Here is a 17,445-nt window from a genome sequence, read left to right on the forward strand (position 1 = left end):
GCCCCTCAGGGATCCCTGGGGAGCAGCCCCGCCGTTTTTCAAGGCGCGTCCCGACCGGTCAACCGGCGGGAACGAGCGCGCGTCGGCCTGCCGTCAGAAGAGGCTGCCCAGGAAACTCGTCACGGTGTCCAGGAAGCTACTCGATTCCTCCGACGACGAGGACGAGGACTGCGACGGAGCCTTGGGATCGTTGAGGTCGACCGTCTCCGTCCACGTGATGTCCTGCGACTTCGTACTGAAACGCCCCGACTCGTAATACGAATTGAGGGGCTTGGCGATGTTCTCTTTCCACCAGTCGCTGTACCCGCCGAGCTCCGGGGCAATATGCGTTCCAGAGTTCATGGTGCTGTCGTTGTCCACATGGAACTGAATGGTCGCCGTCCCTGCCTCCTTGTCGACGGACTTGACCGTGTAGTCCATGTTGTAGGAACCGAGGAAGGCCGCGGACATGTTCGACGTGAAGTCCATGAAGACGGTCTTGGAGTTCAGCGAGTGCTTCAGACCGTTATTCTCCATCACCTTCGTTTCCTTGTTGTACGTCTGGGCCACGTTCGCACCCAGATTGTAGTTGCCGTTGCTGATGTTGTCGGCCGCGATCTCCCGCACGCGCTGGACGTGGTAGTGGTCCATGAGCGTCTGCGTGAAGGCGTCGTTTCCGCCGAAGTCTCGCTTCTTGGGGCCGGAGCCTGAGACCCATTCGAATCCCAGATCCACTCCGTTGGGATTACCGGGAGTTCCGAAGCATCCGGGGCACTTGTCCCGCAGGATCGGCTCCGCGGCCATCACGGGGCTCGCAAGCGCGTCCGCGGCAGTCGTGACGGTGCCGACCCAAGCAGAGGCGAAGTTGTCGTCCCAGGGGCAGAAGGAGCCACCTGTGCACCAGTTGTGACCGTCGATCTCGACGCCGCTGATCGGGTTGCCACCGGTGAAAGCGTAGCGGTTCCCGGTGAAGGGATCCGATCCCAGCCCCATGTCGGCCAGGGCGCCGTTGTACATGTCCCGGCTGGTGAAGCGGTTCAGGCCGGGGCTGTAGTCACGGAAGCCCATGTCGTAGGTGCCGCTGGAGGCGTCCCAGCGCTTGGCGTTGAAGCGGTAGGGGTTGTAGGCCTCCTTGTCGGGCTGGGCGGTGTCGGGCTTGTCGATGCCGGTGAACTCGGCTTCGTTGTTGGTGCCGTAGGCGGTGTAGCCGTAGGTGGACTTGGTGTCACCGCTGGTGTCAGTGAGGGTTTCGACGTCGGTGTGGCCGTTGTAGCCGTAGACGCCGAGCTCCTCGGAGCCGTCGGTGTTGCGCTTCAGCTGCGTCAGGCGTTCGCCCCACGGGCTGTACTGGTAGGACTTGGTGACCTCGCCGGCAACGGCCTCGTTGAGAACCTCGCTGGAGGTACCGAGGTAGTTGAAGTCGGTGGTCTTGCCGGCCTCCGTCTTGGACGCCGTGCGGTCCAGGGGGTCGAAGACGTAGGTGCTGGTCTTCGTCGTGACCCCGTCGGTCTGCAGCTTGGCGTTCTTGACCACGTGGTCGAAGCCGTCGTAGTCCCGGTCCTCGACCACCTTGCCGCCCGCGACGACCGTGTCCAGTCGGCCGAACGGATCGTAGTTGTAGCTGTTGCTCGCGGCGCCGATGCTCGAGCTGAGGAGCCGGTTGCGGTCGTAGGTGTAGTTGGTCGTGACGTTCTTGATCGTCTGGGTGACGACGTTGGCGTTGTTGTCGTGGACGTAGGTCTCGGTGCCCGCGCCGGTTCCTGTCTTCACGGACTGGGCGAGCCGGTTGACCGGGTCGTAGGTGTAGTCCGTGGTGGAGTTCAGGTACGCGCCGTGGTTGTCGGCGTTCATCTTGGACGCGACGTCCTGCGCCTGGTTGCCGTTGGCGTCATAGGCGTAGGTGTGCGAGGAGACCAGGGTGCCGTTGGGCTTGTTCTCGGTCTGGGTCTTCAGCGCTGCGTTCAGGTAGTAGGTGTAGTCGACCGTGTTGCCGTTGGCCTTGGTCTCCTTCAGCCGCAGGCCGCGGTCGGTGTAGGTGTAGTCGGTGGTCTTCGGCGAGGCGTCCGAGGCGGACTTGCCGACCTTCACCGTCTTGACCAGCTCACGCAGGTCGTAGATGTACTGCGCGTACTGGTCGGGGTGGCTCGTTGTCTCCTTCTGGCCGTTGGCGTCGTAGGTGAACGATGTGGCCTTCTTCTCGGTGCCGGACAGGGACTCGCTGACCTTCTGGACCTGGTTGAGGCCGGTGTAGGTCATCGAGTACGTGTCGATCTTGGCACCCGAGGAGGTGTCCCCGATCGTGGTGGTGTTGCCGTTGAGGTCGTACGAGTAGGTGAAGTTCTTCTTCTCGTTGTCCGTCTCGGTGGCAGTGCGGACGATCTTCACCGCGTCGGCGACGACCTTGCCGGAGGCGTCGGTCGCCAGGGTGATCTTGGACGTGTTCCCTTGCTTGAAGGTGAACGAGCCCAGGGAGACCCAGGTGCCGCCGCCGGTGGTCTGGTTAACCGTCTTGGCAGTGGTGCCGGCGTCGTGGGTGACGGTGTACTTCGCCGCCGTGGAGGCACCCGAGGTCGTCGGGTACTTCGCGTAGGCGGTGTAGCTGCCGTCCTGCGGGACGTTCAGGGTCCAGGTGAACGTGTCCGTCGACGTCCCCGTCGCGTGGGTACGGTGGTCGTAGCCCTGCTGGCCGGTGGCCGAAGCCGTGGCCCAGGTGCCGGTCGCCGAGGTGGCCTGGGTGTCGGAGTTGTCGGCCACCACCACGTGGGCGCCGACCGGCACGCCGTCATCGGAGCGGGCCTGGAGGCTGCCGTCGGGGTAGTACGCCCAGCCCTGGGTCCGCGAGCTCGAGCCGCCGGCGGAGGTGAGGGTGCGCGAGACCTGCTGGCCGGTCTGGTTGTAGCCGTAGGAGGTGACGATGTCCCACGGGTCGGTGGACGTCTTGGTCCAACCGTTGTCGAAGTAGGTGTAGTCGGTGTCGTTGCGGACCGTCTGACCTGCCGACGGCGGCGCGGAGACCCGCGAGGGGCGGCCGACCGCGTCGTAGGTCGTCTGGGTGTAGACGTTGGGGTCGTTGTAGCGCGCGTCCGCCGGGTCGTAGGGCTGGAACCGCTTGACCGGGCGGTTGAGCTTGTCGTACTCGGTGCGGTTGGTGAAGTCGTCCACGGCCGCGGTGGCGGTGCCGCGCGGGCTGATCACCTTGGTGGTGTTACCCATCTGGTCGTACTCGTACTTCGTGATGCGAAGGGTGCTGCCCGAGTAGGGGACCCGCTGCTCGATCGTCTTGCCGCGCTGGTCGTAGACGACCTCGCTGGTGTTGCCCTCCTTGTCGGTGCTCCTGACCAGCAGCGAGTCCTTGTCGTACTCGCTCGTGGTGAACTTGCCCGCCGCGTCGGTGACCTTGGTCACGCGGTGGTTGAGGTCGAAGGAGCTCTTGCTGGTGTAGTCGGTGGTGTCGGCGGTGGCGCTCTTCTTCGGGTCGATGACCGTGACCGCGTTGCCGACGTTGTCGTACTCGTAGGAGACCTTGTCGCCCTGGGCGTTCACCACCGCCATGAGCTGGTAGATCTCGTTGTAGGTGTTGCTGGTGACGTAGTCGTCCGGGACGGAGGTCGTCGCCACACCCTTGGGCTCGGTCGTGGTCTTGACGTTGCCGACCTTGTCGTAGGTGTAGCGCGTCGTGCGACCGCTCAGGTTGTTGTCCGGGCCGGTCGACGAGGTCACCTGGTCCGCCGGGTCATAGACCGCGGTGGACACCACGCCGTCCGCGGCGGTGCTGCTGGTGACGTTGTCGTTGGCGTCGTACACCGGGGCCGGAGTGGTGATGAACACCCCCTGCGCCTGGTCCTTGGGCAGCTTGTTGACCAGCGGACGCTTGAAGGCGTCGTAGGTCTGGGTGGTGGTGGTGCCCAGCACGTCGGTCACCGAGGTGACCTGACCGCGCTCGTCGTAGACGAACGAGGTGGCGTGGCTCTCCGCGTCGGTGATCGTCTTGGGGTAGCCCATGACGTCGAAGTCGGAGTTGACGGTGGCGTTGCCATTGGCGTCGGTGGCCTTGGTCAACTGCCCGTAGGCGTCGTAGTCGTACGTGGTGGTGTAGTCGTCGGGCACCGAGGTGGTGGCGACGCCCAGGGGATCGGTCACCGTCTTGAGGTTGCCGAAGGCGTCATTGCCGAACTGCCACTTGCGGCCCTCGGGGGAGGTCTTGGTGGCCAGATCGGCCGAGAAGCCGTCCAGACGGGTCTGGTACGTGTAGACCGTCCCCGCGGTGCCGTTCTTGTTGGCCTCCGCGTCCTTCATCGTCAGCGGGTAGCCGGTCTTCTGGTCGTACGTCCAGGTGGTCTGGGCGCCGTTCGCCTCCTTCTGGAGGATGACGTTGTTGTCCGCGTCCCAGGACATGTCCATGGTCTCGGACTTGGCGTTGGTGGACTTCACCTGGCGGGAGAAGTCGTCCAGGACGTAGTCCGTGGCGTGCGACTCCGCGTCGGTGACCTTGGTGTCGGTGAAGTTCGTGTTCGTCGTGTTCGCCTTGTAGGCGAACGTTGTGGTGTTGTTCAGCCGGTCCGTGATGGTCTTGGTCCACCAGTGGTACTTCGGGTCGTCGCCGGTCTGCGGGGCGTAGTAGTCCAGCTTGGTGGCGTTGCCCCGGGGGTCGGTGGCCGTCACCATCTTGACGTTCTTGTTGCCCTGCGTGGCGTCGTAGACGAACTTGAACACCTTCGGCTGCGAAGAGCCCACGCCGTCGGTGAACTGGCCGAGCAGACCCTTGTCGGTGTACCAGAAGTTGATCTTACGGCCGGAGGCGTCGGTGCCGGAGACGTCGGTGACCGACTTGATGTGGTCGTAGATCTTGGAGTTGGTCAGGTTCGAGCCCGTGGCGATGGTGCCGGTGTCCGAGACGTACTCGTAGGAGGCGTCGCCCTTCTTGAAGTAGTCCACCGTCAGCGTCTGCCGCGACGCGGGGTCGGTGATGTACGTCAGGAACTTGGTCGGCTTGTTGTTGGACTTGCGCTCCTCGTAGGTGAACAGCATGGTGTTGCCGTTCTTGTCCACCGTGGAGGTCAGGTAGCCGTCACAGCCGAACAGGAAGCGGGTGCCGTCCGGCCGGGTCATCGTCCAGGCGTCCGGGATCGGGTCCTTGGTCGGCTTGCAGTCCAGACCTGCCTTGGCGGCCAGCTTGTAGTGCACACCCGCCGGCGCCTTCCACGAGCTCGTGGCCGAGTCCCAGCGGAACACGTGGGTGGTGCCGTCGCCATCGGGCAGGCGCACCTCGGTGGGGTTGGGGTTGGGGTGGAAGTCCAGCGGTGCCCCGAGCCGGATCGGCCCTGCCGCCTGCATGGACCAGCCCGCACCGGAGACCGTGTCGGAGGTGTCCAGGCTGTTGTAGGCCAGCCGGAAGAACGTGTTCAGACCCCGACCCGGGTTGTTGAACGCGTTGTACGACCACACCACGTTGCCGGAGGCGAGGTTGTTCATCAAGCTCGCACCGGCGCCGGTGTTCTTGCCGGTGTAGCCGTAGAACTTCTCCAGGCCCAGGGTGTTGGAGGTGGGATCCTCCACCGCTACGTTCTGAGCGAGGCCCGCGATGGCGGGGGTGCCGGCGGACTGCCACTGGCCGGTGGACCTGTTGCGAATGTCCCAAGTCAGGACGTAGTCGGAGCGCTTGTTCCCGTCAGCGGAGTTGATCGGGGTCTTGACCTGCGCCTGCAGGGTGCGCGACTGGCCGGGCAGCAGTGTGGCTGACAACGCGGTGGCGACCTGGTTGCCGCCGGTGGTGGCGTCCGTGCCGTCGGGCAGCGACCAGCGGTAGGACAGCTCGTGGCTGGTCGGGGTCCAGGTCGTGGCCGTGGTGTTGGTGACCGTCACTTCCACCGTGTAGGTGGAGTTGGGGGTCATACGGGCCGGGGTCTGCTGGGCGGAGTACGTCGACGGCGTGGTCGAGTCGACATAGGTGACCTGGAGCTGCGGGCGCAGCTGGGTCTCGAGTGCCTCGGAGGACAGGAAGGTGGTGCGTTCCTGTGGGCCGGTCGCACTCTCGTCGGCCAGTCGGATCGCCACACCCTTGTTGCCGGTCGGCGTCTTGATCCAGTTCTGGGTCAGCGAGGTCGCGTCCCACCGGTACCGCTTGGGGTCGTTGGTCGCGTTGGAGACCGTCGAGGCCTCGGCCGCTCCCATGTCACCGCCGGCGGTGGTCCAGTTCCCGGCGGCGCTCGCCTTGGTCCAGGTGGCCGTTTCGTCGAAGTCCCGGGTCAGCGGGTGCATCCGGTAGGTGGCACCGTTGCCGTTGGGGTTGGTGGTGGTGCCCCACAGGTCCAGGTTGGAGGAGATGACGGTGGCGCTGGCAGGGATGTTGGTGCTGACCGGGAACTTCAGCAGTGCCCGGGTCTTGCCGAGGGTGGGGTGGTTGTTTCCGACGCTCATCCACTTCTGCGCGACCGCTGTGTCGGTGATGGTGTCGTGCGCTGTCGTGGACTCGGTCGAGGACAGCGTGGTGTCCGCGATCCCGGACTGGGTCTGGATGATCTCCGTTGTGCGGCCGGCCAGCGGCAGACGGACCAGCTGGACCGGCGAGCCGAGCAGCGAGCCGTCCTTGGTTTTCACCGCGATCTGGTAGTAGTACGCGCGCCCCAGGCCGCCGCCGTTGGCGTCCGGCTGAGTGACGGGGGCGGAGGTGTCGGTGTAGCTCGTGCTGCCCGACGCGATGGGAGCGACCAGGGTGGAGGCGTCCGGGGTGAAGCCCTGGAAGACGCTGCGGTGGATCTGGTACTCGACGATGTCGTCACCAGTGTCGACGGGGTCGCCGTTGTTGTAGGCGCTCCACGACAGTTCGGCACCGGTGTCGTGCAGAACGGTCGGGGCCTTGAGGCTGGTCCCGACCTTGCCGAAGGTGACCGTCAGCTTCGGGTACGTGGCGGTCTCGCCGCCGAAGCTGTACTCGCTGGCCTCGTACAAAGGGCCGCCCTGACCCAAGGTGGCCTCGTCGGAGGCCTGCAGCACGAAGCCGTAGTTCGTGGCGGTGCCGGAAACCCACTTCTGCACGGTGTCGGTCACCGGGAAGTTGTGCCACTGGTTGTACTCGCCGGCGTCCTTGACGATGGAGCCGGGATTGACCAGGCGGACCGCGTCGGCGACCGTGCGATGGTTGGCATCTCCGGTGTCCTTGAGGACGACCTTGCCGGCGGTGCCCTTGGCGAAGTTCAGCTGGGAGGAGCCCAGCTGCTTCCATACCGGGCTCGAGCCCGCGCTCTGGTCGACGGTGTAGTTCGCCGTCGCCGGGGTGCCGTTGTTGTCGTAGGTCACTGTGTACGGGGCCGCCGTCGTGGCATCCGACAGCGGGGCGAAGTGCGCCTCGACCTTGTACGTCCCGGCCTCGCTGACCTTCGGCTGCCAGGTGTAGGACTCGCCGGTCAGGCTGTTTTTGTTGTAGGCGTAGTCGTTGCCGACGTTGACACTGCCGATGGTGCCCACGCGGGGCCATTCACCGACCGCCGCGGTGCCCGCATCGCCGTCGTCGACCTGGACCGTGGTGCCGGACAGCTCGCCGGACAGGGAACTGGTTTTGTTCCAGGTCGCGGTGGTCTGCTCCCACGGACCGGTTGCCCTATGGGCCTCGACCGTCACGTCCTTGTCACCGGTGGTGTGGGTCTGGTCGAAGTACAGGCCGAGCCGCGCACTGTCGATCTTCGCGCCGGCGGGAATGCCGTCCAGAGGGAACTGCACCAGCGAACGGCGTTTGCCCGTACTGGTGGTGCCCACCCCGAGCTGCCAGTTGCCGGTCTTGGAGGTGCCCACGCCGTTGTAGTTCTTGTCCGGCACGGAGGAGTCGACCATGACACCCTGCGAAAGGCAGCCGACGTAGTTCGAGTCATCGCACGGCGGCGGCGCGTAGGTGATGGTCGGGTCGATCATCACCGGATACGAACGCGCCTTGGAGGCCAGCCATGTGGCGTCCGGGGTGACGGTGAGCTTGTAGTCCTTGCCGTCCCGGGTGAGCTTCTGCGTCACCTTGGTGGAGGCGGCGTGCCCGTAGGGGGAGGACTTGTCCTTCTTGGCGTCCGTCATGAAGGCGGCCGGGATGACCATCACCGGCTGCTTCACGCCGTCCTTGTACAGGGCGATGGTGCCGTTCTTGAGCGCCTTCGGGGTGAGCCCGTCGGTCTTGAGCGTGAAGACGAACTTCACTGCCTTGTCCGGCTTTTCGGCCAGGACGATGTTCTCCTTGACCGCACCGTTCTTGACCTCGTAGACGAGATCGGCGCCGGATACGACGTCCCTGTAGGTGACGGTGTTGCCCTTGACGCTGGGCTTGAGCGAGTCCTTGGATCCGCTCAGCCCCAGAGACACGGCGTGGGCGGAGTCGGCCTCGAACCGCAGCAGCTTGTCCGGACTGTGCCCGAAGTAGGAGCGGCCCAGGTTGTCGGTGTTGGCGAAGTCGAAGCCCTGGCGCGAAGTGGCCTTGAGCTGGGTGTCGATCGGCTTCCACTGCTTGCCGTCCCTGAACGACTCCGGAACGCCCGACAGCTCGGCCTCGACACGGCCGTCGGAGAGCTGCCAATAACGGGCAGACGCCGTCCGCTTGGACTTGAGTTCCTTGACCCGCTTGGCCTTGGGCCGGACCTTCCCCTTCGGCAGCTTCTGCCGGCTTGGTATCTCCAGCTTGCCGCCGGTCGGCGGCTTTGCCTCATCGTCGGAATCGTCGTCGCTGAACCAGCCCTTTATGGTGTCGACGACACCCCTGTCATCGTCACCGCCCGAGGCCGGTGCGGCATAGGCGAGTTGCGGCAGCGCAGTACTGGCCACTGCCGAAACGATCAGACAGGAGATTAGTCTCCTGTAGCGGACTTTCACGTCCCAGGTCCCTTCCGTTGCGGCGCCCGCGCGAAATGTGTGCGGACAGCACAAATGGGCCGACGGCATGCCAGACCGTCGACCGGACCGCCCGATCGGCTGTGAATTCACTGTGTGGCGGAGGAGTTGTAATCCCCTGGATACACCCACGTCAACTGTTCGAATAATTGGGGCAGATTATGTGAATGCAGTAGTCATGGGACGAGGCGGTCGGCTGAATTGGCAGGGTCTGTCCAGGCGTTCGCCCGGGTGACTATGCATGGGATATAACCGCCGGGCTCGTGTGCGGGCCGTCCCGCAGCATCCCGGCCGCCCCCCACCGCCACGGCATCCTTCGCTGCGACTGTGCGTCTCTTCAAGGAGATTGTTATGGCGCTTGTCCCCGCCCGTCTGCGTTCGCGTATCGCCATCGCAGTGGCCGCCGCCGCTGGTGCGGCCCTGCTCGCCGTGCCCCAGGCCGCCTACGCCGTAGTCGCGCCGGTGACGGCCGACTTCAACAAGGACGGCAAGGCCGACCTCGCCGTCGGCATCCCGCAGGCCGCCGACACCACCATCACCGGCGCCGGCGCCGTGTCGATCGCCCCCGGCTCCGCCACCGGGTCCAACGGCGCCACCAAGATCACCCTCACGCAGAACAGCCTCGCCGGCGGGATCGACCTGCCCGGCAGCTCCGAGACCGACGACCAGTTCGGCGCGACCACCGCCTGGGGCGACATCAACGGTGACGGTTACGCCGACCTCGCCGTCGCCGCCCCCGGCGAGGACGACACCTCCGGACACACCGACGCCGGCGGCATCACCCTGCTGTACGGATCGGCCACCGGCCTCACCGCAGACACCACCATGTACTTCGCCCCCGCCTCCGCCCGCGTCGGCGGCGACCGCTGCGGCGAAGCCATGACCATCGGCGACTTCAACGCCGATGGCAAGGCCGACGTGCTGGCCTTCTGCCCCGGCAGCTACGCCATGTGGGTCATCGACGGTGCCACCCGCACCGTCAAGGACACCGCGCCGCAACAGGTAACCGAGGGCGCGTCCGCCCTGTCGCTGACCTCGGCCGCCGACGCCGACGCAGCCTCGGGGGACATCGACAAGGACGGCTACCCGGACGCCGTGGTGACCTTCACCCAGTGGGACGGCACCAGCCCCCTGTACATCCTGCCCGGCTCTGCCACCGGACTGCATACCGACACCGCCACCAGCCTGGAGGGCGCGGGAGGCGCCGACGTCGCCGTCGGCGACCTCAACAAGGACACCTTCCCCGACGTCGTCGTCGGCCAGCCGGCGGCCGTCACCGGAGGCCGCGTCACCGCCTACTACGGATCCGCCACCGGCCTGTCCGACACCTCGAAGACGACCCTGGACCAGGACTCCTCCGGCGTGCCAGGCGCCAGCGAGTCCGGCGACGACATGGGCGCATCCGTCGCCGTGGGCGACGTCAACAAGGACGGCTATGCGGACGTGCTCACCGGCGCCCCTGGCGAAGACCTCACCTTCAACGCCGCCAACCAGGCCGACGCGGGCACCACTCTGCTCCTGAAGGGATCCGCCACCGGCCTCACCGGAACCGGCTCCGTCTCCCTCAACTCCGGCACCATCGACGCCACCGGCGACATGGCCGGCGCCCCCGAGCCCGGCGACCGCCTCGGCACCGCCGTCGCCCTGCTGGACGCCACGAATGACGGCTACGCCGACATGGCAGCGGGAGCCAGCGGCGAGAACAGCGGCGACGGCATGGTCCTGATGGCCAACTCCAGCGCCACCGGCATCCTCGCCTCCTCCAGTGCGGGCCCCGGCATCGGCACCTTCAACGTTCCCGCCGGCGCCCACATCGGTGACGTCCTGGCCCCCTGACCACACCTGCAGGAGTCCACTTCCATGACCATGTTCAAAACCACTGCCGATACGGCGCCACCAGCCTCCGGCGCCGAACCGTCAAAGCCGACGGAAGTCTCGCCCGAGGACAGCAGCGAGCCCGCCACGACAGGCGCCCCCGCCCCGCGCGATATCTCCCGTCTGATGCGAGTCGGCGTCCCTACGGTGCTCGGCATCGCCGGCGTCGCACTCCTTGCCGTTGGGATCGCCATCACCTAGGGCGGGAACGGCAAGACACGGCCGTCCTACTCCGTACCCATCGCCCACCACGCCACCGGGACCGGCACCGCCGACATCACCTACCACGCCGGCCTCACGACAGGGTCCAGCAAGACGGCCGCCTTCGGTCATGAAGCCACGGCCCGACTGCCTTGGCGCGCAGCCGCACGCGTCACGCCCGCCAACGGCCCTGCCACAGTGACCGTGCAGCTCGGTGCCAAGGGTGGCCACGCCTCCTGCCGCGTCGACCTGCGTGGCAAAAAGGTCCAGTTGGCCACGGCCTCGGGCCCGTACGGACGCGCCACCTGTACCGCTGAAATCCCGCCCAAGTAACGCTGAGACCTTCGTGCCGGGAGGCAATCGTCACCTTCATGGCGACGGTTGCCTCCCGGCATGTGGCGTTAAAGTCCCGCATTCAGTCACGGATTCCTCTGATGCCCACCGTGAGCGGCGCCAGCAGGGTGTGACGCATGTGGTGCCAGGTGCGCTGGAGTGGAGGGCAGACCATGTACATCGAGATACCAGGGCAGGAATCTGTGACGAACAACAGGAATACAGGGTTGGGCAGACGCAGGCTGCCGCAGCGAAGAATGCGCAGGATCGTCCTCCCCTCCCTCGCCACGGCGCTGATCGGTTCCGGGGCGCTTGCCGCCCTGGCCATCGGCACCACTTCCTCGCCCGAGGACTCGCAGCGCAAGGTTCGTCCCGCCGCCGTCCGCACCCTGGCCCTGGAGGGTTCGTCCGCGACGGCGCGCGAGCGGCAGCAGACCACCACCGAGGATTTCTCGATGGTGGCCGTGAGCTGGCCCTCGGCCAAGGCGCGGCTCAGCGGCGAGGTGGAGATCCGCACGCGTGCCGCCGGCAGCAGCACCTGGAGTGGCTGGCGTGGGCTCGAGATCGCCGACACGCCGCCCGACTTGGGGCGTGACGGCTCGGGCAAGGGCATGCGCGGCAGTACCGAGCCGCTGTGGGTGGGCCCGTCGGACGGCATCGAGGCCCGGGTGAGCGGCAAACGGTCCCTGCCCGCGTCGATGCGTCTGGACCTGGTCGACCCCGGGACGGGCGGGTCCCCCACCGCGGGCAGCGAGCTCGCCGCGTTCACCGCCGAGAGCGCGAGCCCGTCGCCGTCGCCGACCTCGGTGGCCGGGCCGCGTTGCCTGGACGGCCTGTCGACTGCGCCCGCGACCCCGGCCACCGGGCCTGTCCCCAAGCCTGCGATCATCTCCCGCGCCGCCTGGGGCGCGGATGAGTCGATCGTGCAGTGCCCGACCGTCTACAGCCCGACGGTCAAGGCCGTCGTGGTCCATCACGAGGCGGGCAGTAACAGCTACAGCTGTGCGCAGTCCGCAGCCATGGTCCGGTCCATCCAGGCCTTCCACGTCAAGACCCAGGGCTGGGGCGACATCGGGTACAACTTCGTCGTCGACAAGTGCGGGCAGATCTTCGAGGGCAGCAAGGGCGGTGTCGACAAGCCGGTCAAGGCCCGGCACACCCTCGGCTTCAACCCGGACACGGTCGGCGTCTCTCTGCTGGGCAACATGGAGACCGCGAAGCCCACTCCGGCCGCGCTCGCCGCGATCTCCCGTATCGCCGGGTGGAAGCTCGGCCTGTACGGCGCGGACCCGCTGTCGAAGACGACGCTGACCGCCGAATTCGACAACGGCCGCTACACCGCGGGCCAGCAGCTCGAGACCGACCGCGTCACCAGCCACCAGGACCTCATGGCGACCGCCTGCCCCGGTGCCAACCTGCACGACCGGCTCGCCGACCTGCGAGCACTGACCACCTCACCCACCGCCTCCGCCGCCCGCCCCACCGCGGACCTGGGCCGCGACGGCGTCAGCGACCTCGTCGCCGGCATGCCGAAGAACGCGAGCGGCAGCCTCACCGTCGTCCCCGGCTCACTGACGGGACCCTCTGCAGCCGCCAGGAAGACGCTGACCCAGGCCAGTTCGGGCGTCCCGGGCACGGCGGAGAGCGGCGACTCGTTCGGCGCCGCCACGGCAGTAGGCGACATCAACGGGGACGGCTACGCGGACCTCGCCATCGGATCACCCGGCGAGGACGACACCTCCGGCAACGCCGACCGCGGCGCCGTCACCGTCCTCTACGGCCCCGGCCTCACCTCAGGCCTCTCATACACCACGGTCGGCACCGCCGCGGCGGGCGCCAGGCTCGGTTCCGCCGTCACCGTCGGCGACTTCAACGCCGACGGCAAGGCCGACGTCTTCTCCGCGGGCACCGGCAGCGGCGGCAGCTGGAACACCCACCTGACCGGCACCACCACGCAGTACGGCACCCTGACCACGGCCACCACCCAACTCGCCTACGAGGACGCCGCACCCGGCGACTTCAACCGAGACGGCTACGCGGACGTCGCCCTCACCTACCGTGACGCCACCGGCATCGGCCGCCTCGTCTGGTTCAAGGGCGGCAGAGGCGGCCTCACCAAGGCCGGGCTCCTGTCCGTCAAGGGCGGCCGCTCCCTCGCCGCCGGCGACATCAACGGCGACGGCGTCGACGACATCGCCGTCGGCCAGCCCTACACCTCCGAGTCCGGCGCGCACGCGGGCGGCCAGGTCACCGCCCTCTACGGCACCGCCGGCACGGGCCTGACCTCCACCGGCGTGTCGGTCGTCCACCAGGACACCTCCGGCGTGCCGGGCGCGGCCGAGTCCGGCGACGCCATGGGCACCGCCGTCTCGGTCGGCGACTACAACGCCGACGGTTACGCGGACGTCCTGACCGGCGCCCCGAACGAGGACATCACCCGCAACTCGGTGAACCAGTCCGACGCCGGCACATCGATCCTCCTCAAGGGCAGCCCCACCGGACTCACCGGAACCGGCGCCCAGGCCATCTCGCAGGACACCAGTGGCGTCCCCGGCTCAACCGAGAAAGGCGACAACCTGGGCTCGTCCGTCTCCCTCACGGATCTTTCCGGCTACGGCCGCGCCGACCTGACGATCGGCGCAGCGGGCGAAGACCTGGGCAACGGCACGCTCCTGGCCGTCCCGAGCAACAGCACGGGCCTGGGCCTGTCCACGTCCACCTCCTACGGATCGACCCAGCTCGGCACACCGGCCGGGGCGCACCTGGGGACCACCCTGACCCCATGAGCCCCACCCGTGGTGCTTCCGCGTGGCACGGCAACAACCGCGCCTCCGCGTAGACATCGTGGGCACGGCGGTGGGCGGTCCGGTCTCCAACCGGACCCCCCACCCCAGCACCGCGAGCAGTGATCGCTACGTTGAGGTGGGTCTCAGCCAGCATTTCTGTTTCCCGGAGTCGTAAGTTCGCTGGCCCGCCGATTGTCAGCGCAGGCCGGGCCCCGTCGGGCCAAACTGCCCGCTCTAGCCGTGCGGCAGCAGCGCCGACGGCTGCGCCAGGCCCGTGGCGAGCTGGTTGGGGTCGGCTGGGCTCTCAGCGCCTGGTGCGTTCCCCAAGGTTGAGGAGGGTGTAGAGGAGGAGGGAGGAGGCGAGGCCGACGGCCCAGCCGTAGTCGGCGAGGGGTTTGAGGAAGGGGATGAGGCCGTCGGTGGGGAAGGGGCCCTGTGCGGTGCCGTTGGCGTCGACAGTGGAGTAGGAGCCGCCGATGGCGAGGACACCGCCGACGAGGAGGGCAAGGACGGCGCGCAGGTTCCAGCCACCCGTGTACCAGTAGCGGCCGACAGGGCTGTACAGCTCATCGAGGGCGAGTTCGGTGCGGCGGACGATCCAGTAGTCGGCGATCAGGATGCCCGCGACGGTGCCGAGCAGGCCGCCGACGACGCCCAGCCAGGTGAAGATGTAGACGTGCGGGTTGGCGATCAGTTTCCACGGCATGATGGCGATCCCGACCACGCCCGTGATCAGCGCGCCGGTACGGAAGTTGATGAAGCGCGGGACCAGGTTGGCAAGGTCGTAGGCCGGGCTGACGACGTTGGCCGCGATGTTCACCGACAGGGTGGCGACCAAAACCACGAGCAGGGCGAAGAGGGTGCCCGCGACGCTGTCCATCTTCGCAGCGAGCGCGATCGGGTCCCAGATCGGGGCGCCGTAGACTGCCTGCGAGCCCGAGGTGACCAGCACCGACAGCAGCGCGAACAGCGTCATGGTGGTGGGCAGACCCAGGGCCTGACCACGCATCTGGGCGCGCTGGCTGCCGCCGAAACGGGTGAAGTCCGAAATGTTGAGCGACAGCGTGGACCAGAACCCGATCATGCCCATCAGAGCCGGGAAGAACACCTTCCAGAAACCGCTCCCCCACCCCAGCGCCGACGGCTGCGACAGCAGCGGACCGAACCCACCCGCCTTCACCGCGATCCACACCAGCAACGCCAGCGCACCCACGATCACGAACGGCGCGGCCCAGTTCTCGAACCGCCGCAGGGTCTCCATGCCCCGCGCGATCAACGCGATCTCCAGCGCCCAGAACAGACCGAACGACAGCCACAGTGTCCACGGCTGACCGGCGACCTGACCAGCGCTCTGCCAACCGCTGCCGAAGAGCTTCCCGGCCAGCAGGAAGATCCCCTCGCCGCCGATCCAGGTCTGGATACCGAACCAGGCACACGCCACCGCCGCCCGAATCAGCGCCGGCAGATTCGCACCCCGCATCCCGAACGACGCCCGCGCGAACACCGGGAACGGAATCCCGTACTTCGTCCCCACATGCCCCGTGAGCAGCATCGGCACCAGCACGATGAGGTTGGCCAGCGCGATGGTGAGGACCGCCTGCTTCCAGTCCATGCCGAGCGCGACCAGACCCGAGGCCAGGGTCCAGGACGGGATGTTATGAGCCATTCCCACCCAAAGACTCAAATAGTTGTAAACACCCCAGGTGCGTCTCTCGACGGGCACCGGCGCCAGGTCGTCGTTGGCGAACCGGGCGTCGTCCAGGACGACCCCCTCGGCGAGGGCGACGCGACCATCGGGATAGGTCTGCTGGATCGTGGACGTGTCGGGTATTGACGGTGCTCTGGAGGACATGAAGCCACCTCGGTTCGCGGAGTCTCGTGCGGGGGGAACGTGACCTCCCCGAGAGCTCGGCACTGGGCCCTCGGGGTCATACGACGGCGCGGGACGACAGTCAGCCCCTGGTGCTGCTCGCGGAAAAGGGGCCGAGGCCGCAGGCACCGGTTCAGCCAGATGCAACAGCAGCAGCCCACGGCGACAGGCCGAACCCGGACGAACCGGACCCTGCACCTCCCGCCTGACGAGCACTCCCACGAACCCGCAGGTCAGCGCTACGCGCCGATGTTCGTGTTTTCTCTTGCGCGATACAGAGGGCGGCGAAGTTGTACGTGGTCCAGTTGCGCCGCTCCAGGGGAACAGGCAGCAGGTCCTCATTGATGAAGCGGTTGTCGGCGGGGACAGCTCCGGGGGCGAGTTCCACCCGGTCCGGCGGCGCGGATATGCGGTCCTGCGGTGGGATCGGTGGAGTGGGTGGGACGGTCGATGTCATGGCGGCTGGACCCTTCGCTCGGGAGCGGTGCCGTGCGGGCTGGGGAGAGGGGCGCGTACAGCCGGGGGGGGAGGCGCGGGTCAGGCGGACAGGGCGGGGATGATCTCGGAGCCGTACGCGTCGATCGTCGCTTCGCGCGCATCGTGCATGTTGTAGACGGCGAACTGGTCGACGCCCAGGTCGCGCAGCGCCCGGAGTTTCTCGATGTGTGCCTCGGCGGGGCCGAGGAGACAGAACCGGTCGACGATCTCGTCGGGGACGAAGGCGGTGTCCGGATTTCCGGCGCGCCCGTGGTGGCTGTAGTCGTATCCGGCACGCCCGGCGATGTACTCGGTCAGTGCCTCGGGTACGAGGCCGGAGTGTTCGCCGTACCGGGACACCAGGTCGGCGACGTGGTTGCCGACCATGCCGCCGAACCAGCGGCACTGCTCGCGGGCGTGGTCGAGGTCGTCGCCCACGTAGGCGGGGGCGGCGACGCAGATGGTCACGGAGTCCGGGTCGCGGCCCGCCTCCGCCGCCGCGTCCCGTACGGCCTTGATCATCCACTCGGTGAGGAACGGGTCGGCGAGCTGCAGGATGAATCCGTCGGCCTTCTGTCCGGCGAGGGCGAGCGCCTTCGGACCGTACGCGGCCATCCAGACAGGCAGTCTGCCGTCCTTGACCCACGGGATCTGGACCGGCTGCCCGTCGACGGTCGCCTCCCGGCCCTCGGCGAGATCGCGGATGACGCCGATGGCCTCGCCGAGGCGGGCCAGGGTGTTGGGCTTGCGTCCGGCGACGCGCATCGCGGAGTCGCCGCGGCCGATGCCGCAGACGGTGCGGTTGCCGTACATGTCGTTGAGGGTGGCGAAGGTGGAGGCGGTGACCTCCCAGGTGCGGGTGCCCGGGTTGGTGACCATGGGGCCGACGATAAGGCGTTCGGTGTGTTCGAGGATCCGGCTGTAGATGACGAACGGTTCCTGCCAGAGCACCGCCGAGTCGAAGGTCCAGCCGTAGCGGAAACCGTTGCGTTCGGCGCGCCGCATCAGGCCCACGACGGCCGAGGCGGGCGGGTCGGTCTGGAGGACGAGTCCGAAGTCCAT

At 67.4% G+C, this 17,445-nt stretch carries 6 protein-coding genes and 1 pseudogene; 3 read left to right on the forward strand and 4 right to left on the reverse strand.

All coding sequences use genetic code 11. The features are described 5' to 3' along the window. Positions 1 to 93: 93 nt before the first annotated feature. Positions 94 to 7,806, reverse strand: a complete 7,713-nt coding sequence (locus OG972_RS08535; protein ID WP_266990352.1) for a DNRLRE domain-containing protein — start codon at positions 7,804 to 7,806, stop codon at positions 94 to 96. A gap of 1,386 nt (positions 7,807 to 9,192) precedes the next feature. Between OG972_RS08535 and OG972_RS08540 the strand changes: the two genes are divergently transcribed. The 3 genes from OG972_RS08540 (at position 9,193) to OG972_RS08550 (ending at position 14,036) form a co-directional block, all read left to right on the forward strand. Continuing rightward, on the forward strand, positions 9,193 to 10,677 hold the full coding sequence (locus OG972_RS08540) for an FG-GAP-like repeat-containing protein (RefSeq protein WP_266979749.1): 1,485 nt from the start codon (positions 9,193 to 9,195) through the stop codon (positions 10,675 to 10,677). A 24-nt stretch (positions 10,678 to 10,701) separates the two neighbouring features. Next, positions 10,702 to 10,917: a hypothetical protein gene (locus OG972_RS08545; protein ID WP_266979751.1), complete on the forward strand. Its 216-nt coding sequence runs from the start codon at positions 10,702 to 10,704 to the stop codon at positions 10,915 to 10,917. A gap of 590 nt (positions 10,918 to 11,507) precedes the next feature. Beyond that, positions 11,508 to 14,036 (forward strand): FG-GAP-like repeat-containing protein, encoded by a 2,529-nt coding sequence (locus OG972_RS08550; RefSeq protein ID WP_266979753.1) that lies wholly within the window; start codon positions 11,508 to 11,510, stop codon positions 14,034 to 14,036. Positions 14,037 to 14,340: 304 nt separating this feature from the next. On the opposite strand, the gene OG972_RS08555 is transcribed toward OG972_RS08550, so the two are convergent. The 3 genes and pseudogenes from OG972_RS08555 to OG972_RS08565 form a co-directional block, all read right to left on the reverse strand. Further along, entirely contained in the window at positions 14,341 to 15,888 is a 1,548-nt protein-coding gene (locus OG972_RS08555) for an NCS1 family nucleobase:cation symporter-1 (protein ID WP_266979755.1), read from the reverse strand. Between the two features lie 289 nt (positions 15,889 to 16,177). Continuing rightward, a pseudogene (locus tag OG972_RS08560) lies at positions 16,178 to 16,363 on the reverse strand (nitrate reductase); the annotation flags it as partial. 80 nt (positions 16,364 to 16,443) lie between these two features. Next, positions 16,444 to 17,445, reverse strand: coding sequence for a TIGR03842 family LLM class F420-dependent oxidoreductase (locus OG972_RS08565; RefSeq protein WP_266979757.1), 1,002 nt, complete (start codon positions 17,443 to 17,445; stop codon positions 16,444 to 16,446).

This window comes from Streptomyces sp. NBC_01669 (assembly GCF_026339735.1).
Lineage (GTDB): Bacteria > Actinomycetota > Actinomycetes > Streptomycetales > Streptomycetaceae > Streptomyces > Streptomyces yanii.

Excerpts from the sequence above, each read along its gene's own strand:
- OG972_RS08535 (WP_266990352.1), bottom strand. The coding sequence starts at position 7,806 with ATGGTCGACTCCTCCGTGCCGGACAAGAACTACAACGGCGTGGGCACC.
- OG972_RS08540 (WP_266979749.1), top strand. The coding sequence starts at position 9,193 with ATGGCGCTTGTCCCCGCCCGTCTGCGTTCGCGTATCGCCATCGCAGTG.
- OG972_RS08565 (WP_266979757.1), bottom strand. The coding sequence starts at position 17,445 with ATGGACTTCGGACTCGTCCTCCAGACCGACCCGCCCGCCTCGGCCGTC.
- OG972_RS08550 (WP_266979753.1), top strand. The coding sequence starts at position 11,508 with ATGCGCAGGATCGTCCTCCCCTCCCTCGCCACGGCGCTGATCGGTTCC.
- OG972_RS08555 (WP_266979755.1), bottom strand. The coding sequence starts at position 15,888 with ATGTCCTCCAGAGCACCGTCAATACCCGACACGTCCACGATCCAGCAG.
- OG972_RS08545 (WP_266979751.1), top strand. The coding sequence starts at position 10,702 with ATGACCATGTTCAAAACCACTGCCGATACGGCGCCACCAGCCTCCGGC.